The sequence below is a fragment of the Serratia proteamaculans genome, from assembly GCF_946227095.1.
GTDB lineage: Bacteria > Pseudomonadota > Gammaproteobacteria > Enterobacterales > Enterobacteriaceae > Serratia > Serratia proteamaculans_E.
Window position 1 is genome coordinate 469,064 of the sequence record NZ_CAMISV010000003.1, and the last position, 19,744, is coordinate 488,807.

The following is a 19,744-nucleotide window of genomic DNA, read 5'->3' on the forward strand; positions in this document are numbered from 1 at the left end:
GGGGCCATGGACCAGAATAGATTTCCGTCCGCCGGGCGATCGCGGGTATGATAGAAGGCCAAGCCATTGCCGGATATTCCTTTTGACAGACAGCAACCCCCAACCTTCCGCATTTACTCTCTACGACCTCCACAGCCATACCACCGCCTCTGACGGCTATTTAACGCCGGCGCAGTTGGTGCAGCGGGCGGTTGAAATGCGGGTGGGCGTACTGGCGATTACCGACCACGACACCACCGCGGGCCTGGCCGCAGCGGCTGCCACCATTGCTGAGTTGTCGCTGCCGTTGCAGTTGGTTAACGGGGTAGAGATTTCCACGCTGTGGGAAAACCACGAGATCCATGTCGTGGGCCTGGGGATAGAGACCACGCACCCGGCGATGGTGCAACTGTTGGCCGAACAGACCGAACGCCGTCACCTGCGCGCCCATGAAATAGGTGTGCGACTGGCCAAGGCGCGTATTGAAGGTGCTTTTGAAGGCGCACAAAAATTGGCAGATGGCGGGGCGGTGACCCGTGGCCACTTTGCCCGTTATCTGGTGCAGATCGGCATGGCCGATAATATGGCGCAGGTGTTCAAGAAATACCTGGCCAAAGGCAAAACCGGCTACGTTCCGCCACAGTGGTGTACAATAGAACAAGCCATTGATGTGATTCATCAATCCGGCGGTCAGGCGGTGATAGCTCACCCAGGCCGTTACGACCTGACGGCCAAATGGCTGAAGCGGTTGCTGGCGCACTTTGCGGAACATGGTGGTGATGCCATGGAAGTTGCGCAGTGTCAGCAGGCGCCGCATGAGCGTTCGCAATTGGCGAAGTATGCTCAGGAATATCAATTATTGGCGTCGCAGGGCTCTGATTTCCATCAGCCCTGCTCGTGGATCGAACTGGGCCGTAAACTGTGGTTACCCGGCGGCGTTGAACCCGTGTGGCGTGACTGGCCGCAGCCACAGTTGGCCAAAGTCGATTGATTTAACGTGGGCGATGCCGCCCGCGTGCATCATTTTTAGGAGCAAGTCATGAGTCAGCTTTTTTATATTCATCCAGACAATCCCCAACCGCGACTGATAAATCAGGCGGTGGATGTGTTGCGTAAGGGCGGCGTGATCGTTTATCCCACCGATTCCGGTTACGCGCTGGGCTGCAAGCTGGAAGAGAAGTCGGCAATGGAACGTATCTGCCGCATTCGTCAATTGGACGGCAATCATAACTTTACGCTGATGTGTCGCGACCTGTCTGAGCTATCGACCTACGCTTATGTCGACAATACCGCGTTCCGACTGATCAAGAACAACACCCCCGGCAACTACACCTTCATTCTGAAAGCGACCAAGGAAGTCCCGCGCCGCCTGATGAATGACAAACGCAAAACCATAGGGTTACGCGTGCCGTCGAACCCGATTGCGCTGGCGTTACTGGAGGCCTTAAACGAGCCGATGATGTCGACCACGTTGATGCTGCCAGGCAATGATTTTGCCGAATCCGATCCGGAAGAAATCAGCGAGCACTTGGGTAAACAAGTGGATTTGGTGATCCACGGTGGCTTCCTGGGACAGCAACCGACCACGGTGGTCGACCTGACCGAGTCTGCACCGGAAGTGCTGCGCGAAGGGGCGGGTGACCCAACGCCTTTCCGTTGATTCATCGCGGTAGTTTTTGCTCATTATTCTGAAAAGTGGCCGAAACGGCGTCATTTAGGGTTAAAGCCGCTATTCTACAGTATCAAAAATAGATAATAGGCAGGATGCATAGCGATGATTAAGCGGGTTTCTCTTTTAGCGGCCATATTGTTTTCCTCTGCGGCCAGTGCAGGTTTTTATTCCGGCAGCGCCTTGCTGTCTGAGACCAGCGGCTATGTGAAAAATAAAGCCGGGGCTGCCACCGTTGCCGAAGCGCTCGATGGCGGGATGTTTATGGGCTATGTGGCCGGGGTATTCGATACCTTTTCGATGCAGGGCAATCGCAATATTTGCCCGGATGCCGGTATGAGCGTGGGCATGGCATCAGATGCGGTCATGCAATATTTAAATGAACACCCGGAACAGCTGCACTATTCAGCACCTTCGGTGATTATGCTGGCGTTAACCGCCGCTTACCCTTGCGAACGTCATTAAGATTGTTCGTTTAGTGCGTATTCTTTCATTAGGTGCGAAGCCTGTTTGTTAGCATCATTTCCCATAGATGAGATCGATAAACGCTGTCATTTTACCACTAGCGCATAAGTCCCTAAGTGATTTAGGGCAATGACGTTTAGGAGACAAAATGACAGCGTTTCGCCATGGCACTCTTTCCCTCGATTATCACGATTCCGGCTCAGGTCCGCTGACATTGGTCTTGCTGCCCGGCTGGTGTGAGCCGAAAACCGTTTTTGCCCCTTTTACCGCACTGGCGGAGCAACAATACCGGGTGATCACTCTCGACTGGCGTGGCCACGGGCTGTCCGCCGGCGGTGTCGGTCTTGCGCTGGGCGCTGAGGATTTACTGGCGGATTTGCGCCAACTGTTACTCGAGCTGCGGGTGGAGCGGTTTGCGACGTTGTCGGTGGCACACGCCAGTTGGATTGCGGTGGCGTTGGCCGAGAGCTTGCCACAGCAGACGCAAGCCATGGTCTTTCTCGATTGGATCATGACTCAGCCTGAACCAGCATTTTTCGATTCGGTGCAACAAATGCAGCGGCCAGAAAAATGGCTGGCGGCACGTGATGAATTGTTTAGTTTCTGGCAGGGGGGAATTGAGCAACCACGGGTCAAACATCATCTGACTGTCGAAATGGCGCAGGAAGATTTTCGCGTTTGGCAGGCGGCTGGCGTAGCGATTGAACAAGCCTATCTGCAATACCGTTCGCCACTTCATCGACTGAGTCAATTAAGCTCCCCTCCGGTTTGTCGGCATATTTACTCGCTGGATCGTGATGACGATTACCTGCGGCACCAACAGGCGTTTGCCGTTGACCATCCGTTCTTCTCGGTTGCGCGGCTGGAAGATGCCCGCACTCATCTTGGTATTCTCGAGCAGCCGGAGGCGGTATATCGGGAGGTTGACAATTTCCTCGGTCATTAAATAACAGCAGTTGTTTATCTAACGGGTCTGCGCCCGTTTTCCCCCGGGTGCTGAAGACATCAATAGCTTTCGATAATCGACCCGGTAATAAAGTGGGTTTCAACCCTATTGAAAGCCTGTATAATGCGCGGTTCGATCTATGTAAACGTATTGTTACTGTCGTGGCGCCTGACGCCGCGGTGGTCATCCCCCCGACGCCTGTGAAGGCGACACTAGAGGTTGCTCAATGAGCGAGAAGTTACAGAAAGTTTTAGCGCGCGCCGGCCATGGCTCGCGTCGTGAAATCGAAACCATTATTGAAGCCGGCCGCGTCAGCGTCGACGGTAAAGTCGCCAAACTGGGTGATCGCGTTGAAGTAACCGCTTCAATGAAAATCCGTTTGGATGGCCACGTGGTCTCGGTTAAAGAATCCGAAGAAGCGGTTTGCCGCGTACTGGCGTATTACAAACCGGAAGGCGAACTCTGCACCCGTAGCGATCCTGAAGGCCGCCCGACGGTGTTCGATCGCCTGCCTAAGCTGCGTGGCTCACGCTGGGTGGCGGTAGGGCGTCTGGACGTCAATACCTCAGGCTTGCTGCTGTTCACCACCGACGGTGAACTGGCGAACCGTCTGATGCACCCAAGCCGTGAAGTTGAGCGTGAATATGCGGTGCGTGTATTTGGTCAGATTGATGACGAAAAAATCAAGCAACTGAGCAAGGGCGTTCAGCTGGAAGACGGCCCGGCCGCTTTCCGCACCATCAGTTTCCAGGGTGGCGAAGGCATTAACCAGTGGTACAACGTTACCCTGACCGAAGGGCGTAACCGCGAAGTTCGTCGTCTGTGGGAAGCGGTTGGCGTGCAGGTGAGTCGCCTGATCCGTGTGCGTTACGGCGATATCGATCTGCCGAAAGGCCTGCCGCGTGGCGGTTGGACCGAACTGGACTTGCCGGCGATTAACTATCTGCGCGAACTGGTTGAATTAAAACCGGAAACCGTTAGCAAGATGCCGATTGAGCGTGAACGTCGCCGCGTGAAAGCCAATCAGATCCGTCGTGCCGTCAAGCGCCATACCCAGGTGGCTGGCAGCGGTCGTCGCAGTGCGGCAGGCAGCAAGCCTGGCAAACCCGCCAAGCGTAGCTAGTCATTACGCCGCAACCCTCTCCGGGCTGCGGCGTTTTCTTTGCTTTACCAGTCAATTCCCTGTTGTGCCTTGATACCCGCGTCAAACGCGTGTTTCACCGGTCGCATCTCCGTGACCGTATCCGCCAGTTCCAGTAAATCTCTATGGCACCCCCGCCCGGTGATAATCACCGTCTGGTGCGCAGGACGTTGTCGTAGCGCCTCCAGCAGCTCATCCAGCTCAAGGTAACCGTAGCTGACCATGTAGGTCAGTTCGTCCAGTAGCACCAGATCCAGGCTGCTGTCGGCCAGCATACGCTTGCCGTGTTGCCATACGGCCTGACAAGCTGCGGTATCGCTGGCTTTATCCTGGGTTTCCCAGGTAAAACCGGTGGCCATCACCTGAAACTCAACGCCGTGCTGCTGCAGCAGATTCTTTTCACCGTTCGGCCATTCTCCCTTGATGAACTGAATGACGGCGGCTTTCATTCCGTGGCCGACGGCGCGTGTCAGGGTGCCAAATGCTGCGGTGGTCTTGCCCTTGCCGTTACCGGTGAAGACCAGCAGTAAACCCCGTGCATCCTGAGCCGCAGCGATGCGGGCATCGACCTGTTCTTTCAGGCGCTGCTGACGTTGTTGGTGGCGATCTTCAGCCATGATAAAGCCCCTTTTATTCGGCTGCGCCGGGTTTACGGTTTGGCTGGGCATCGAAGCTCATGCCGGTTTTACGGCGGCTGTCATCGCCCATCAGATAGAGGTAAAGCGGCATAATATCAGCCGGGGTTTTCAGCTTGCTTTTGTCTTCGTGTGGGAAGGCTGATGCGCGCATTTGGGTGCGTGTTCCACCAGGATTGATGCAATTTACCCGCAGATTGCGACTTTTGTATTCATCGGCCAACACCTGCATCATGCCCTCGGTGGCGAACTTGGACACCGCATAGGCACCCCAGTTGGCACGTCCGGTGCGGCCGACGCTGGAACTGGTAAAGACCAGCGATCCGGCGTTGGATTTCAGCAGCAGTGGCAGCAGCGCCTGAGTGAGCATAAAGGTCGCGTTGACGTTCACCTGCATCACCTCGTTCCACATTGCCATCGACAGCCCGGCCATGGGAGCGATATCACCCAGCAGACCGGCGTTATGCAGCACGCCGTCGAGACGTGGCACATGAGTTGTTAACGCTTCAGCCACCTGTTGGCACTGTTCCTGGGTGGTATGCAGCAGATCCAGCGTGATGATGTAGGTTGGCGCACTGCTGATTTTTGCGATCTCGGCTTGTACCGCCTGTAACTTGCTTTCGGTACGCCCCAACAGCACCAGCTGTGCGCCAAATTTGGCGTAGGTGAGTGCCGCTTCGCGACCGATGCCATCACCGGCGCCGGTGACCAAAATAATACGTTTTTCCAGCAGATCTTGTTTAGGTTGGTAATGCACAATAATTCCTCGCGCCTTGGTGGCTGGTCTCCCGCTTACGTCGGGGAGAGAGTGGATTGAGAGGCCATGACAGGAGCTAAGGCTCGACCGCATGCAGGGCCCCGCAGCGAATTTGGATCATCATGTTGATGAATAATCCGTGTTATATGCCTTAAATGGATCGTATTTTCAATGATTAGGCAGCAGAATCGGCATTCTTTTGTAACAAAAAGGGAACAACAGCGGCTTGGTTAAGCCCAAATGTGCCCACATAGTAAAAAGGTATCACAAGGATTTTTTATTTAGCCGCGACAGCCACCGCGTCGGTTGGCTAGAATGAATGAGATCATACTAACAACCTGTTAATAAAGGCGGAATCTGTGGAGTTTATATCTGTTTATGGCCTGTTTTTGGCCAAAATCGCGACGGTAGTGATTGCTATCGCCGCGCTGGCGTTGCTGGCGGTCAGCCTGGGGCAACGCAAGAACCGCCAGAAAGGGGAACTGCAGCTGACTGACCTCGGCGAACAATATCGCGACATGCAGCGTGATATGCGGCTGGCGCGCATGGGCGATGCGGAACAAAAGGCCTGGAGCAAACAGTTTAAAAAGCAGACCAAGGCCGACGATAAACTGAAGAAACAGCGTGCCAAAGCCGGCGCGGTTGAAGCCACCAAACCTTGCCTGTACGTGCTGGATTTCAAAGGCAGCATGGATGCCCATGAAGTGACTTCACTGCGCGAGGAAATTTCGGCGGTGCTGGCGGTAGCGACACCGCAGGATGAAGTGTTGCTGCGCTTGGAAAGCCCTGGTGGGGTGGTGCACGGTTACGGCCTGGCGTCATCGCAACTGGCACGTTTGCGTACCGGTGGTATTCGCCTGACGGTAGCGGTCGATAAAGTGGCGGCCAGCGGAGGTTATATGATGGCCTGCGTGGCGGATCGCATTGTTGCAGCGCCCTTTGCCATCATCGGTTCTATCGGCGTCGTGGCGCAAATCCCTAACTTCCATCGCCTGCTGAAAAAGAATGATATTGATGTAGAGTTGCACACCGCCGGTGAGTTCAAACGCACGCTGACGCTGTTTGGCGAAAATACCGAGCAGGGGCGTGAGAAATTCCGTGAGGATTTGAACGACACCCACGAGCTGTTTAAACAGTTTGTTCATCAACAGCGTCCATCACTGGATATCGACAGCGTGGCGACCGGTGAGCATTGGTTCGGCACCCAGGCGAAAGACAAAGGGCTGATTGATGCCATTGGCACCAGTGACGATTTGTTGATCGCTGAAATGGAAAACCACGAGGTGGTTGGGGTGCGCTATGCACGCCGTAAACGCATGATGGACCGTTTTACCGGCAGTGCGGCGGAAAGTGTCGATCGTCTGCTGTTACGCTGGTGGCAGCGGGGTGAAAAGCCACTGCTTTAAACCGGATGTTTTAACATCATGGGGGCCAAGGCCCCCTTTTTTTATGCTTAATCGACCAAATGGTATTTATCAGAAAACACGTGGGCCAAGTGTTTAAACATATTAAATACAGCGGTAGTTTTTATCGTTGGCAATCCAACCGGATCCAAAAAGAATTCACCGCGGAAAACTAAAACGCTGCCTTTTTGTTCAACATCAGTGGCAACCATACCATGCAGATATTCATCATGCTGGCGAATAAGTTTATTTGCTTCTTCCAACAGGGCTTCACGAGCAATAGGTGAGGTATCAGTGCGCATTTATTACACTCCAATGAAAAATTCTGCACATATTCTAACGCCAGTTCGCATTTATCCGCAAACAGACTAAGGTTTATTTGCCGTCTGGATGGCTAGCACTATCCGCCGATTGGCGAAATCTGTCTTTCCGTGCTAATTAGGTTGCGTGACGCTTTTTATCAGGTACAGTGTGGGATTTTGCGGCGTCGGGTGGAAGGTTTTGTTTACGCCATGAATGAGTTTCACACAGCCGTACTTCTGGGGCATGAGTGAATAGTAGGCAGGATCAACAACTTGCGCTCAGGTTGAGCAGTTAAACAGCCAATAGAAAAAAACATGTTGATCTCTTGCCAGACTGCCGCAATATAAAAAAGAGATATGAATCGCTGCGGCACGGCGAGATAAAAGACTTCTTTTTAGAAGAAATAAAATTAGGTAAAGGTAAATATGGGTAAAGCTCTCGTAATAGTTGAGTCCCCGGCAAAAGCCAAAACTATTAATAAATATTTAGGTAATGACTACGTGGTGAAGTCCAGCGTCGGTCATATCCGTGATTTGCCGACCAGTGGCTCAGCCAGCAAAAAGAGCGCTGACTCAACCGAAGACAAAGCCAAGAAGAAAGTTAAAAAAGATCCGACGACGGCGCTGGTAAATCGCATGGGCGTCGATCCTTACCATGGCTGGGAAGCGCAATACGAAATCCTGCCGGGTAAAGAAAAAGTTGTTGCCGAGTTAAAGTCGTTAGCGGAAAACGCCGACCACATTTATCTCGCAACCGACCTTGACCGCGAAGGGGAAGCCATTGCCTGGCACCTGCGGGAAGTTATCGGCGGTGACGACAAACGCTTTAGCCGCGTGGTGTTTAACGAAATTACCAAGAACGCGATCCAAAATGCGTTCAAACAGCCCGGCGAACTGAATATCGATCGTGTTAATGCCCAGCAGGCGCGTCGCTTTATGGACCGCGTGGTGGGTTACATGGTTTCGCCGCTGCTGTGGAAAAAAATTGCCCGTGGCCTGTCCGCCGGGCGAGTGCAATCTGTTGCGGTTCGACTGGTGGTGGAGCGTGAGCGCGACATCAAAGCCTTCGTGCCGGAAGAATACTGGGAGTTGCACGCCGATCTGTTGGCGAAGGGTGATACCGCGCTGCAGATGGAAGTGACACATGCCCACGACAAACCGTTCAAACCGGTTAACCGTGAGCAGACCCACGCCGCACTCAAACTGCTGGAAAAAGCCCGTTATACGGTGCTGGATCGCGAAGACAAACCGACCAGCAGCAAGCCGGGTGCGCCTTACATCACTTCTACCTTGCAACAGGCGGCCAGTACCCGTTTGAGCTTTGGCGTGAAGAAAACCATGATGATGGCCCAGCGGCTGTATGAAGCAGGTCACATCACCTATATGCGTACCGACTCCACCAATCTGAGCCAGGATGCGCTCGAGATGGTGCGTGGTTACATCGGTGACAACTTTGGCGACAAGTACCTGCCGAAAGCCCCGAATCAGTACAGCAGCAAAGAAAACTCGCAGGAAGCACACGAAGCTATCCGTCCGTCGGATGTGAACGTGCTGGCCGAGCAGTTGAAGGATATGGAAGCGGATGCGCAAAAACTGTATCAGCTGATATGGCGCCAGTTTGTTGCCTGCCAGATGACACCGGCGCAGTACGACTCCACCACGCTGTCGGTGAAAGCCGCTGATTACCAGTTGCGCGCCAAAGGCCGTACGCTGCGTTTCGATGGCTGGACCAAAGTGATGCCTGCGCTGCGCAAGGGTGATGAAGATCGCACCTTGCCATACGTTGAAGTAGGCAGCGATCTGGAACTGCAGAAGCTGATCCCAAGCCAACACTTCACCAAGCCGCCTGCGCGTTACAGCGAAGCGTCATTGGTAAAAGAGTTGGAAAAACGGGGTATCGGCCGTCCATCGACCTACGCTTCGATCATCTCAACCATTCAGGATCGTGGCTATGTGCGGGTCGAAAGCCGCCGTTTCTACGCCGAGAAAATGGGTGAGATCGTTACCGACCGTTTGGAAGAAAACTTCCGCGAGCTGATGAACTATGACTTCACCGCACGCATGGAAAACGGCCTGGACCAGGTAGCGAATAACCAGGCCGAGTGGAAAGCGGTGCTGGATGAATTCTTTGCCGAGTTCAGCGAACAGCTGGAAACGGCGGAGAAAGAGCCGGAAGAAGGCGGCATGCGCCCGAATCAGATGGTGATGACCAGCATTGATTGCCCAACCTGCGGTCGCAAGATGGGTATCCGTACTGCCAGTACCGGCGTGTTCCTGGGTTGCTCCGGCTATGCATTACCGCCGAAGGAACGTTGTAAAACCACCATTAACCTGGTGCCGGAAACGGAAGTGCTGAACATTCTCGAAGGGGATGACGCGGAAACCAACGCGTTGCGTGCCCGCCGTCGTTGCCAGAAATGCGGCACGGCGATGGACAGCTACCTGATCGATAACCAACGCAAGCTGCACGTGTGTGGTAATAACCCGGCGTGTGACGGCTATGAGATCGAAGAGGGCGAGTTCCGCCTGAAAGGGTACGACGGTCCTGTGGTTGAGTGCGATAAGTGTGGTTCTGAAATGCACCTGAAAATGGGGCGCTTCGGCAAGTACATGGGTTGCACCAACGAGACGTGTAAAAATACCCGCAAGATCTTGCGTAATGGTGACGTTGCACCACCGAAGGAAGATCCGGTTCCCTTGCCGGAACTGCCATGTGAAAAGTCGGACGCTTACTTTGTTCTGCGTGACGGCGCTGCCGGTGTGTTCCTGGCGGCTAACACCTTCCCTAAATCGCGCGAGACCCGTGCGCCGTTGGTGGAAGAGCTGGCCCGCTTCAAGGATCGTCTGCCTGAAAAACTGCGTTATCTGGCGGATGCGCCGGTGGCCGATGCGGAAGGCAACAAAACCATGGTGCGTTTCAGCCGTAAAACCAAGCAGCAGTATGTCTCTTCGGAGAAAGACGGCAAAGCCACCGGCTGGTCCGCTTTCTACATAGATGGCAAATGGGTTGAAGGCAAAAAGTAAATTTGCAGTCTGAATGCAACATTAAAAACCAGCCCATGTGGCTGGTTTTTTATTGGCTAAAGGGGCTGAACGGATCTATCCTTTGCTGTTTTTTCCTTCCTAGCGCCAGGGTTTCACCTTGATAGCAATGCAAAATAATCGTTACCACAGTGTGACGTGGATCTATACTTGAAGCTGTAGCGTGATATAGTGGTTATATAAAAAGTTTTTTTATGATTAAAGCTTATTAACAGCGGCGGTTTCTTCAGCGTCTGGGTGAAACACGGTGTTTAGGGCTTGTTACTTTTCAGCATACCGGGGCGACACCGATATACCTGGCTGCGGCTCAACGCAGTGTTTAACCTAGGATGGTATAAGATATGAAATTGCAGCAGCTTCGTTACATCGTGGAAGTGGTTAACCACAACCTGAATGTCTCCTCGACGGCAGAAGGGCTTTACACTTCACAACCCGGTATCAGCAAGCAGGTGCGGATGCTGGAGGATGAACTGGGCATTCAGATTTTCGCCCGTAGTGGTAAGCACCTGACTCAGGTGACGCCGGCAGGTCTGGAGATTATCCGTATTGCGCGTGAAGTCCTGTCCAAGGTAGATGCGATTAAAGCCGTCGCCGGCGAGCATACCTACCCGGATAAAGGCTCATTGTATGTGGCTACCACCCATACCCAGGCGCGTTATGCCTTGCCTAACGTGATTAAAGGTTTTATTGAGCGTTATCCGCGTGTCTCGCTGCACATGCACCAAGGGTCGCCGACGCAAATCGCTGAGGCCGTATCCAAAGGCACCGCAGACTTTGCCATCGCCACCGAAGCATTGCACCTCTACGACGATTTAATCATGCTGCCTTGCTATCACTGGAATCGCGCGGTGGTAGTGAAGCCCGATCACCCCTTGGCTGGCAAAAGTCACATCACCATTGAAGAGTTGGCGGCTTATCCGATCGTCACCTATACCTTCGGCTTCACCGGCCGTTCCGAACTGGACACCGCGTTTAACCGTGCCGGCCTGACGCCACGTATCGTCTTCACTGCGACCGATGCCGACGTGATCAAAACCTACGTACGTCTGGGGCTTGGAGTGGGTGTGATCGCCAGCATGGCCGTGGATCCGGTGCAAGATCCAGACCTGGTGACGGTGGATGCACGTGATATCTTCACTTACAGCACCACCAAAATCGGCTTCCGTCGCAGCACCTTCCTGCGCAGCTACATGTACGATTTCATCCAGCGTTTCGCGCCACATTTGACGCGTGACGTGGTCGACAGTGCCGTTGCGTTGCGTTCCAACGAAGAGATCGAAGCGATGTTCAAGGACATTTTGCTGCCAGAGAAGTAAGCCGTTAGATTAATGGCTGATAGCAGGAGGGGATACAACCCCTCCCTGTTTTCACTTTTTCGACCTGTTTACCCCGTTTACCCATCCAGCTCGTCCTTCTCAAAGACTCCCAACTGCTTAGCTGCCACTCATTGCCAGTTTCTGTTGCACGGCCAGCAGGGTGCGTCGTCTTATCCAACCGCTGGCCGGACGAATTGCCCCCCAATAGCAGGCGAAACGAGCTTTTACCTGAGGTGTAGGGCACCAGACGAAGGTTTCGGTGCTGAGCGTGGCCAATCCGGCACTGTCCTGTGTGACGTTAAAGCGCAGCACCAGTTTGGCGGCATTGGGATCGCTGTAATGGTAAAACTCCTCGGCACTGGCCAGACTTGCCACCCCCATGGTAGGGCGCCAGAAACGGCCAGCCAGTCCGAGGGAGATTTCATTACTGTTCTGATGCAACAAGGTAAAGGTATTGAAACCAAATGCAGCAGTCGGCTCAGCGCTCTTGGTATCGGTGAACCATTGACGGAGTTTAGCGGGTAACTGGCGTAGCATCAGTAACCGACTGATGATCGGATCCTCGGCCATATCCAGCGCAAGCACGGCCTGAATAATGGCCTCAGGCAGGGCATTAATGGGGGCTGACTGATGCTTTTCATGGAAGCTGAAGGCGGGAATATAGGGTGGTGCGCCATCCCAGCGCTGACATTCACGTTCACTGACGAATCCCAAAAATGCCACTACTCGCTCCTTAGAGTTAAAATATGACTTTGGCATCACGGCCAATGCTGCGCGGTAAGTCGCAAGTTGTTCATCGAACGGCTGGAAAGGAACCTTAACAGATAGCTATCGACGCGGGAACATGACTCCCTTGCTTTTCTGTGCTCAGTGCAGACCATGTCTAACCCGTTGGGAAAAAACAACTTCTCCATCCTTGATTACTTCTGCCTATCGTTATGATCAATACGTGTTGTTATCAAAACGTTACATCATCTTTGTGTTATCTTTAAATAAGACCTCAGTGATTACCCTGTTTTAGACATAATAAGAAATGGAGGAGCTATGTCGTCCGATCTTCGTGAAACAAGTATGGATAAGCTGGTTGCGCTCAATAGCGAGTATCGCTATTACAGTTTGCCACTGGCAGCGAGACAGTTGGGTGATATCGACCGGCTGCCAAAATCAATGAAAGTGCTGTTGGAAAACCTGCTGCGCCATGTGGATGGCGACACCGTACAGGTTGACGATCTGAAAGCTATCGTTGGCTGGTTGCAGACCGGCCATGCCGATCGTGAGATTGCCTACCGCCCGGCCCGCGTACTGATGCAGGATTTTACCGGCGTGCCCGCGGTGGTGGATTTAGCCGCGATGCGTGAAGCGGTACAGCGCTTGGGCGGCAATGTCGACCAGGTCAACCCGCTGTCGCCGGTCGATCTGGTGATTGACCATTCGGTCACCGTTGATGAATTCGGCGATGACGAAGCGTTTGAAGAAAACGTACGCATCGAAATGGAGCGCAACCACGAGCGCTATACCTTCCTGCGCTGGGGGCAGAAAGCCTTCAACCGTTTCCGCGTAGTGCCGCCGGGCACCGGTATCTGTCACCAGGTTAACCTGGAATACCTCGGTCAAACGGTGTGGCACACCGACGAAAGCGGTCAACGCATTGCCTATCCGGATACCCTGGTGGGCACCGACTCCCACACCACCATGATCAACGGCCTGGGTATTCTTGGCTGGGGTGTGGGCGGTATCGAAGCCGAGGCGGCAATGCTGGGCCAGCCGGTATCGATGCTGATCCCGGACGTGGTGGGCTTTAAACTCACCGGGAAACTCAGCGAAGGCATTACCGCCACCGACCTGGTGTTGACCGTCACCCAGATGCTGCGTAAGCACGGGGTGGTCGGCAAGTTTGTCGAGTTCTACGGTGACGGCCTGGCTGATTTGCCGCTGGCCGACCGAGCGACCATTGCCAACATGTCGCCAGAGTTTGGTGCGACCTGTGGCTTCTTCCCGGTGGACGACGTGACGCTGGGTTATATGAAACTGAGTGGCCGCAGCGATGAACAAATTGCGCTGGTAGAAGCCTACGCCAAAGTGCAGGGCATGTGGCGTAACCCTGGTGATGAGCCGGTATTTACCAGTACCCTGGCGTTGGATATGTCGACGGTGGTTGCCAGCCTTGCCGGGCCGAAACGCCCGCAGGACCGTGTGGCACTGCCTGACGTTCCTAAAGCGTTCAATGCCGCAACCGAACTGGAAATCGGCAACCAGCAACGTAAATCTGAATTCAAACCTTTCACTTTGAACGGGCAGCAACACGAGCTGCATAGCGGCGCAGTGGTTATCGCGGCCATTACCTCCTGTACCAATACCTCTAACCCCAGCGTGATGATGGCAGCCGGTCTGCTGGCGAAAAATGCGGTGAAAAAAGGGCTGAGAACCAAGCCCTGGGTAAAAACCTCGTTGGCGCCGGGTTCCAAAGTGGTGACCGACTATTTCGATAGCGCCAAGCTGACCGCCTACCTGGAAGAGCTCGGCTTTAATCTGGTGGGTTATGGCTGTACCACCTGTATCGGTAACTCCGGGCCATTGCCCGATCCTATCGAGCAGGCGATTAAAGAGGGTGATCTGACCGTAGGGGCGGTGTTGTCCGGTAACCGTAACTTCGAAGGCCGTATCCATCCGCTGGTGAAAACCAACTGGCTGGCCTCGCCGCCGCTGGTGGTGGCCTATGCGCTGGCCGGCAGCATGAAGGTTGACCTGTCCAAAGACCCACTGGGCGAAGGTAGTGACGGCAAGCCGGTTTATCTGAAGGATATCTGGCCAAGCAGCCAGGACATTGCCCTGGCGGTGGAGGAAGTTCGCACCGAGATGTTCCACAAGGAATACGGTGCGGTGTTTGACGGTGATGCTAACTGGCAGTCGATTCAGGTTGCCGGTTCGGCCACCTATCCGTGGCAGGAAGATTCCACCTATATCCGTCATCCGCCGTTCTTCAGCACCATGAAGGTGCAGCCGGATCCGGTACAAGACATCAAGGACGCGCGCATTCTGGCGATCCTGGCCGACTCGGTGACTACCGACCATATCTCGCCAGCGGGGAATATCAAACGTGACAGTCCGGCGGGGCGCTATCTGAGCGATCATGGCGTTGCAGCACTGGACTTTAACTCCTACGGCTCACGCCGTGGTAACCATGAAGTGATGATGCGCGGCACCTTTGCCAATATTCGCATCCGTAACGAAATGGTACCGGGGGTTGAAGGGGGCTATACCCGTCATATTCCGTCACAGAATCAGCTGTCGATCTACGATGCCGCGATGCAGTATCAGCAGGAGCAGGTACCGCTGGCGGTGATTGCCGGTAAAGAATACGGTTCCGGCTCCAGCCGTGACTGGGCGGCGAAGGGGCCGCGTCTGCTGGGGGTACGAGTGGTGATTGCCGAGTCATTTGAGCGTATTCACCGTTCTAACCTGATTGGCATGGGCATTCTGCCGCTGGAGTTCCCGGCAGGCGTGACGCGCAAAACGCTGGGGCTGAGTGGCGATGAGCAGATTAGCGTCAGCGGATTGCAAACGCTGAAACCGGGGCAAAATGTGCCGGTGCTGATCACTTTTGCAGATGGACGTAAGGAAGTGGTTAATACCCGTTGCCGTATCGATACCGGTAATGAGCTGACCTACTATGAAAATGACGGCATTCTGCACTACGTGATCAGGAAAATGCTGTAATAAAAAGGGCGCCTGTCATGGCGCCCTGATTTTTCCTTGGGGGAAATTACTCTTGGTCCAGCAAATGGCCCATTTTCGCGGCCTTGGTCGCCAGGTAACGTTCATTCTTCGGGTTACGTCCCACGATCAACGGCACTCGCTCGCTAATGTTGATACCGGCTTCCGTCAGGATCTCAACCTTTTTCGGGTTGTTGGTCAACAAACGCACCGCATCCACGCCCAGCAGTTTGAACATGTCTGCACACAGGGTGAAATCTCGTTCATCAGCGGCGAAGCCCAACTGGTGGTTGGCTTCTACCGTGTCGGCGCCCTTGTCCTGCAGCGCATAAGCGCGGATCTTATTCAACAAACCGATATTACGACCTTCCTGGCGGTGGTAGAGCAGAATACCGCGACCTTCTTCTGCGATATGCTCCAGTGCCGCTTCCAACTGAAAACCACAGTCACAGCGCAGGCTGAATAATGCATCACCGGTCAGACACTCAGAATGAACCCGTGAGAGTACCGGCGTCGCGCCAGAAATATCACCGAACACCAGCGCCAGATGATCGTGACCGGTAGCCAGTTCTTCGAATCCTACCATCAGGAAATCGCCCCAAGGTGTTGGCAATTTGGCCTCTGCCACCCGTTTAAGCTGCATGTTGCTCTCCACAAATACATCCGATTCAATCATGGTTGCGCATCCTACGTCCGGCACAGAGAACTGACCAGTATTAAAATGCGCAACGACGATCGGCATTTCATTAATTATCGACTATTTTGCCATAACTTCTTGCCCTGAGGTGCTCAGCAAATCGGCATCCGGTGTTTTCAGCCAATTATTATTGAATTAGGTTATATATCTGTTTAATTTTTAGAGTGTTATCAATATTACAAGATTGTTACACTGGTAATCGGCTTATGCAAAGGACGATAGGAATGTTTGAGATAGCAAAACGCACCGCAGCAGGCGCGATAGTGCTGTTGCTGATGCCGTTGGCCGCGTGGCTTTCCGGTTGGCAATGGCAGCCGGGCGGCGATGGCCGACTGTTAAAAGGCCTGTACTGGCTGACCGAAACGGTCACTTCGCCCTGGGGGATTATCACCAGTATTATTCTCGGTGCCTGGTTCCTGTGGTGCCTGCGCTTCCGTATCCGGCCGGCGATAGGTCTGTTGGTGTTGCTGAGCGCATCGATTCTGATTGGTCAGGGGGTGAAGTCTTTGATCAAGGATCGGGTCCAGGAGCCGCGGCCGTTTGTGTTGTGGCTGGAGTCTGCTCATCAGATCGATGAAAAGTACTTTTACTCGCTCAAGCGTAAAGAGCGGGGCGCGTTGGTAAAGGAGCAATTGCAGGATCAACCTCTGGTACCGGTATGGTTGCGTGAGCACTGGCAGTTTGAGACCGGTTTTGCATTTCCTTCGGGGCATACCATGTTTGCCGCCAGTTGGGCGCTGCTGGGCGTAGGGCTGTTGTGGCCACGTCGGCACTATAAGACCGTGGCGGTATTAATGCTGTGGGCAACGGGCGTCATGGGTAGCCGTTTGCTGTTGGGCATGCACTGGCCACGCGATCTGGTGGTGGCGACGTTGATCAGTTGGTTGTTGGTGACAATAGCTTGTTGGTTGGCACAGCGCTGGTTTGGCCCTTTGACACCGCCGCCGCAAGAACAGCAGGAGATTGCGGAAAGAAGCTCGCCCCATAAACACTAGGTGACGATGTCACTTATCGCGGCGCCGATATGGCGCCGCATTAACCCCTTACATTTCCCTTCGTTGTAATTCTTATCAACGCCCCCATATCCTTATTAATCTATTATTTTGAGAAGCTTTCTCATTAATTTGTTCGAGAGCGTCGTTTACTGTCGAATATGCCAGCAGATATGTGGTTTTATCGTGCCGCAGGGTTTCCCTGCCACGATGGGAAATGCTAACTTAAAGGTTAGGGACGCCACGTATAGGCATAGTTCATCCGATTAACTCGGCATCGCGGGAAAGAATGTGAAATATTTGCTGATTTTTTTGTTGGTTCTGGTGATTTTCGTGATTTCAGTCACGTTGGGCGCGCATAACGATCAGGTTGTAAGTTTTAATTACCTGGTTGCGCAGGGCGACTATCGCGTATCGACCCTGTTGGCGGCGTTGTTTGGCGCCGGTTTTGTTCTCGGTTGGGTCATTTGTGGCCTTTTCTATCTGCGTACCCGCATTTCGCTGGGGCGGGCTGAGCGCAAAATCAAAAGGCTGGAACTGCAGCTTGAACAACCTGCTGAATCGGCAGCTCCGTCCGTTGTCAGCAAGGAATAACCTTCTATGTTAGAGCTGCTGTTTCTGTTGTTGCCCGTGGCTGCCGCGTACGGCTGGTACATGGGGCGCAGAAGTGCTCAACAGGATAAACAACAGGAAGCTAACCGTCTGTCACGCGAGTACGTGGCCGGGGTTAACTTTCTGCTCTCCAACCAGCAGGATAAAGCGGTTGATCTGTTCCTTGATATGTTGAAAGAGGACAGCAACACCGTTGAGGCCCACCTGACGCTGGGTAACCTGTTCCGTTCGCGCGGCGAAGTAGACCGTGCCATCCGCATCCATCAGGCGCTGATGGAAAGCGCTTCTCTGACCTTCGAACAACGCCTGTTGGCGGTGCAACAGCTGGGGCGCGATTATATGGCCGCCGGCATGTACGACCGCGCGGAAGACATGTTCGGCCAGTTAATCGGTGAAGAAGATTTCCGCATTTCCGCGTTGCAGCAACTTTTGGTGATCCATCAGGCCACCAGCGATTGGCAAAAAGCCATCGACGTGGCGGAAAAACTGGTCAAGCTGGGCAAAGATAAACAGCGTATCGAGATCGCCCATTTCTACTGCGAGCTGGCATTGCAGGCGATGGGCAGTGACGATCTCGATAAGGCGATGAGCTTGCTGAAACGAGCAGCCTCGGCCGATAAGCAGTGTGCCCGGGTGTCGATCATGGTAGGGCGCATTTATATGGCTCAGGGGGAGTACGCCAAGGCGGTAGAGTCGCTCAAGCGGGTGCTGAATCAGGATAAAGAACTGGTTAGCGAAACCTTGCCGATGCTGCATGAGTGTTACCCACATCTGGAGCAGCAGCAGGATTGGTCGGACTTCCTCAAACGTTGTGTGGAAGAAAATACCGGCGCTACCGCTGAATTGATGCTGGCGGAAATTATTGAACAGCAAGAAGGGCGTGATGTGGTGCAGGTGTATATCAACCGCCAATTACAGCGCCACCCGACGATGCGGGTATTTTATCGCTTGATGGATTATCACCTGGCAGATGCGGAAGACGGCCGAGCGAAAGAAAGTTTGTTGCTGCTGCGTGATATGGTCGGTGAACAAATACGCACCAAACCGCGCTATCGCTGCCATAAATGCGGTTTTACCGCACATTCTCTTTATTGGCATTGCCCGTCGTGTCGAGCCTGGTCATCGGTTAAACCGATCCGCGGGCTGGATGGACAATAACGCACAGTAATACGCAACAAAAAACGGGGCTAAATTAGCCCCGTTTTTTTATGAGAATAGCGCTTTATTTTTTCTTGCCGGCTTTGACGCCACCTTTCAGCAACTGACGCAGCTTCTTCAATTCTTTCTGGTTCAGCGGTTGCTCAATCTCTTCTTCAATACCCTGGTTGTCGATTTCACCATGGTGCAACTCCGCCGATTTCTTAGCGGCTTTTTCCGCCTTAGCCGGGAAGTCGAAGCTATGTTCAAGACGTTGGCAAACCTCAGCGCTCAGAGAAAGTTGGTTATCGGCGGCAATGGCACGAATTTTTTCTTTGAGTTCCAGAGGGATTTTAATGGTTAGTGTAGATATCTCGCTCATTTTGAAGCCTTTCTGCGGGAGGATTGCCTTCAAGCTAAGCCAGTCGTGAGTGAGAGTCCAGTGTGTAATAAAAATTTAATATTTCTGTAACATTTTCGTGGGGGAATAACGAACGATATGGCGGGGGAAATAGAGGTAGAGCCCGGCGTACCGGGCCCCATACCTAAAGCACTTATTTGTAGATGACTGCGGTGCCGCTCAGCATGTTATTACCACCGGCTGAGATAATGCGGTAGCTGCTGGCACCCTGGGCTTCTGCTTTGGCGGCCAGTTTGCTTTCCAGGCTGCTGAGGGTAGTCGCATGACCTGCGGAGACGACACCGGAGGCGGTCAGGCTGGTGGCCTGCTGCAGGTCAACCGGCTCAGCGGCGAAGGTGGCGAAAGAGGTCATGGCGATAGCGGCAGCGGCTGCAAAATATTTGATGCTTTTCATAAGAAACTCCAGTCTGTTTGTTTTGGTTGGAAGCCGTTTGCTTCCGATGTGTTGAATAATAAAGCATCCACGCAGATTTAAAATCTGATAATGCTGAGTGTGTTATTCAAATTATTTGATTG

19 protein-coding genes are annotated in these 19,744 nt (G+C 53.5%); 12 read left to right on the top strand and 7 right to left on the bottom strand.

The window, feature by feature from the left end:
• Positions 1 to 82: 82 nt before the first annotated feature.
• The 5 genes from rnm (at position 83) to rluB (ending at position 4,182) form a co-directional block, all read left to right on the top strand.
• The gene (rnm, locus tag OC597_RS08835; protein WP_261256641.1) at positions 83 to 970 is read left to right on the top strand and encodes an RNase RNM; all 888 of its coding nucleotides are present in this window, start codon (positions 83 to 85) and stop codon (positions 968 to 970) included.
• A 48-nt stretch (positions 971 to 1,018) separates the two neighbouring features.
• Complete coding sequence (locus OC597_RS08840) at positions 1,019 to 1,639, top strand: L-threonylcarbamoyladenylate synthase (protein ID WP_085117058.1); 621 nt, start codon at positions 1,019 to 1,021, stop codon at positions 1,637 to 1,639.
• A gap of 114 nt (positions 1,640 to 1,753) precedes the next feature.
• A complete protein-coding gene (locus OC597_RS08845; protein ID WP_261256642.1) occupies positions 1,754 to 2,113 on the top strand; it encodes a Rap1a/Tai family immunity protein in 360 nt (119 codons plus the stop codon).
• A 148-nt stretch (positions 2,114 to 2,261) separates the two neighbouring features.
• Positions 2,262 to 3,059 carry an alpha/beta fold hydrolase gene (locus tag OC597_RS08850; protein WP_262208397.1) on the top strand — a complete coding sequence of 266 codons (798 nt, stop codon included), beginning with the start codon at positions 2,262 to 2,264 and terminating at the stop codon, positions 3,057 to 3,059.
• 226 nt (positions 3,060 to 3,285) lie between these two features.
• Positions 3,286 to 4,182, top strand: coding sequence for a 23S rRNA pseudouridine(2605) synthase RluB (gene rluB, locus OC597_RS08855; protein ID WP_085117041.1), 897 nt, complete (start codon positions 3,286 to 3,288; stop codon positions 4,180 to 4,182).
• 44 nt (positions 4,183 to 4,226) lie between these two features.
• Here rluB and cobO read toward each other — a convergent pair whose 3' ends face one another.
• Both cobO and OC597_RS08865 read right to left on the bottom strand, forming a co-directional pair.
• The gene (gene cobO / locus OC597_RS08860; protein WP_099062862.1) at positions 4,227 to 4,817 is read right to left on the bottom strand and encodes a cob(I)yrinic acid a,c-diamide adenosyltransferase; all 591 of its coding nucleotides are present in this window, start codon (positions 4,815 to 4,817) and stop codon (positions 4,227 to 4,229) included.
• Positions 4,818 to 4,830: 13 nt separating this feature from the next.
• Positions 4,831 to 5,592 carry a YciK family oxidoreductase gene (locus OC597_RS08865; RefSeq protein WP_262208400.1) on the bottom strand — a complete coding sequence of 254 codons (762 nt, stop codon included), beginning with the start codon at positions 5,590 to 5,592 and terminating at the stop codon, positions 4,831 to 4,833.
• Positions 5,593 to 5,951: 359 nt separating this feature from the next.
• On the opposite strand from OC597_RS08865, the gene sohB reads away from it, so the two are divergent.
• Complete coding sequence (gene sohB / locus OC597_RS08870) at positions 5,952 to 6,998, top strand: protease SohB (protein ID WP_262208401.1); 1,047 nt, start codon at positions 5,952 to 5,954, stop codon at positions 6,996 to 6,998.
• 47 nt (positions 6,999 to 7,045) lie between these two features.
• On the opposite strand, the gene OC597_RS08875 is transcribed toward sohB, so the two are convergent.
• Positions 7,046 to 7,297 (bottom strand): YciN family protein, encoded by a 252-nt coding sequence (locus OC597_RS08875; RefSeq protein WP_262208403.1) that lies wholly within the window; start codon positions 7,295 to 7,297, stop codon positions 7,046 to 7,048.
• 426 nt (positions 7,298 to 7,723) lie between these two features.
• Here OC597_RS08875 and topA point away from each other — a divergent pair, with 426 nt between their 5' ends.
• Positions 7,724 to 10,321 (top strand): type I DNA topoisomerase, encoded by a 2,598-nt coding sequence (gene topA, locus OC597_RS08880; protein WP_261256648.1) that lies wholly within the window; start codon positions 7,724 to 7,726, stop codon positions 10,319 to 10,321.
• Positions 10,322 to 10,680: 359 nt separating this feature from the next.
• A complete protein-coding gene (gene cysB, locus OC597_RS08885) occupies positions 10,681 to 11,655 on the top strand; it encodes an HTH-type transcriptional regulator CysB (protein ID WP_085117036.1) in 975 nt (324 codons plus the stop codon).
• A gap of 117 nt (positions 11,656 to 11,772) precedes the next feature.
• On the opposite strand, the gene OC597_RS08890 is transcribed toward cysB, so the two are convergent.
• On the bottom strand, positions 11,773 to 12,378 hold the full coding sequence (locus OC597_RS08890; RefSeq protein WP_261256650.1) for a hypothetical protein: 606 nt from the start codon (positions 12,376 to 12,378) through the stop codon (positions 11,773 to 11,775).
• 321 nt (positions 12,379 to 12,699) lie between these two features.
• Between OC597_RS08890 and acnA the strand changes: the two genes are divergently transcribed.
• Positions 12,700 to 15,372, top strand: coding sequence for an aconitate hydratase AcnA (gene acnA / locus OC597_RS08895; RefSeq protein ID WP_261256651.1), 2,673 nt, complete (start codon positions 12,700 to 12,702; stop codon positions 15,370 to 15,372).
• A gap of 46 nt (positions 15,373 to 15,418) precedes the next feature.
• On the opposite strand, the gene ribA is transcribed toward acnA, so the two are convergent.
• Positions 15,419 to 16,012, bottom strand: coding sequence for a GTP cyclohydrolase II (gene ribA / locus OC597_RS08900; RefSeq protein WP_085117134.1), 594 nt, complete (start codon positions 16,010 to 16,012; stop codon positions 15,419 to 15,421).
• A gap of 278 nt (positions 16,013 to 16,290) precedes the next feature.
• On the opposite strand from ribA, the gene pgpB reads away from it, so the two are divergent.
• From pgpB to lapB, 3 genes are all read left to right on the top strand, one after another.
• Positions 16,291 to 17,061, top strand: a complete 771-nt coding sequence (gene pgpB / locus OC597_RS08905; protein WP_261424072.1) for a phosphatidylglycerophosphatase B — start codon at positions 16,291 to 16,293, stop codon at positions 17,059 to 17,061.
• A gap of 288 nt (positions 17,062 to 17,349) precedes the next feature.
• The gene (locus OC597_RS08910) at positions 17,350 to 17,652 is read left to right on the top strand and encodes a LapA family protein (protein WP_085117032.1); all 303 of its coding nucleotides are present in this window, start codon (positions 17,350 to 17,352) and stop codon (positions 17,650 to 17,652) included.
• A gap of 6 nt (positions 17,653 to 17,658) precedes the next feature.
• Positions 17,659 to 18,828 carry a lipopolysaccharide assembly protein LapB gene (gene lapB, locus OC597_RS08915; RefSeq protein WP_261256655.1) on the top strand — a complete coding sequence of 390 codons (1,170 nt, stop codon included), beginning with the start codon at positions 17,659 to 17,661 and terminating at the stop codon, positions 18,826 to 18,828.
• A 64-nt stretch (positions 18,829 to 18,892) separates the two neighbouring features.
• Here lapB and OC597_RS08920 read toward each other — a convergent pair whose 3' ends face one another.
• Both OC597_RS08920 and bhsA read right to left on the bottom strand, forming a co-directional pair.
• Entirely contained in the window at positions 18,893 to 19,189 is a 297-nt protein-coding gene (locus tag OC597_RS08920; RefSeq protein ID WP_085117133.1) for an Arc family DNA-binding protein, read from the bottom strand.
• Between the two features lie 172 nt (positions 19,190 to 19,361).
• Positions 19,362 to 19,622, bottom strand: coding sequence for a multiple stress resistance protein BhsA (gene bhsA, locus OC597_RS08925; protein WP_085117030.1), 261 nt, complete (start codon positions 19,620 to 19,622; stop codon positions 19,362 to 19,364).
• Between the last annotated feature and the right edge of the window lie 122 nt (positions 19,623 to 19,744).

What these genes read in the sequence shown, in the direction of transcription:
- OC597_RS08840 (WP_085117058.1), top strand. Translation starts at nt 1,019, where the DNA reads ATGAGTCAGCTTTTTTATATTCATCCAGACAATCCCCAACCGCGACTG.
- OC597_RS08845 (WP_261256642.1), top strand. Translation starts at nt 1,754, where the DNA reads ATGATTAAGCGGGTTTCTCTTTTAGCGGCCATATTGTTTTCCTCTGCG.
- OC597_RS08850 (WP_262208397.1), top strand. Translation starts at nt 2,262, where the DNA reads ATGACAGCGTTTCGCCATGGCACTCTTTCCCTCGATTATCACGATTCC.
- rluB (WP_085117041.1), top strand. Translation starts at nt 3,286, where the DNA reads ATGAGCGAGAAGTTACAGAAAGTTTTAGCGCGCGCCGGCCATGGCTCG.
- cobO (WP_099062862.1), bottom strand. Translation starts at nt 4,817, where the DNA reads ATGGCTGAAGATCGCCACCAACAACGTCAGCAGCGCCTGAAAGAACAG.
- OC597_RS08875 (WP_262208403.1), bottom strand. Translation starts at nt 7,297, where the DNA reads ATGCGCACTGATACCTCACCTATTGCTCGTGAAGCCCTGTTGGAAGAA.
- topA (WP_261256648.1), top strand. Translation starts at nt 7,724, where the DNA reads ATGGGTAAAGCTCTCGTAATAGTTGAGTCCCCGGCAAAAGCCAAAACT.
- cysB (WP_085117036.1), top strand. Translation starts at nt 10,681, where the DNA reads ATGAAATTGCAGCAGCTTCGTTACATCGTGGAAGTGGTTAACCACAAC.
- acnA (WP_261256651.1), top strand. Translation starts at nt 12,700, where the DNA reads ATGTCGTCCGATCTTCGTGAAACAAGTATGGATAAGCTGGTTGCGCTC.
- ribA (WP_085117134.1), bottom strand. Translation starts at nt 16,012, where the DNA reads ATGCAGCTTAAACGGGTGGCAGAGGCCAAATTGCCAACACCTTGGGGC.
- pgpB (WP_261424072.1), top strand. Translation starts at nt 16,291, where the DNA reads ATGTTTGAGATAGCAAAACGCACCGCAGCAGGCGCGATAGTGCTGTTG.
- lapB (WP_261256655.1), top strand. Translation starts at nt 17,659, where the DNA reads ATGTTAGAGCTGCTGTTTCTGTTGTTGCCCGTGGCTGCCGCGTACGGC.
- OC597_RS08920 (WP_085117133.1), bottom strand. Translation starts at nt 19,189, where the DNA reads ATGAGCGAGATATCTACACTAACCATTAAAATCCCTCTGGAACTCAAA.
- bhsA (WP_085117030.1), bottom strand. Translation starts at nt 19,622, where the DNA reads ATGAAAAGCATCAAATATTTTGCAGCCGCTGCCGCTATCGCCATGACC.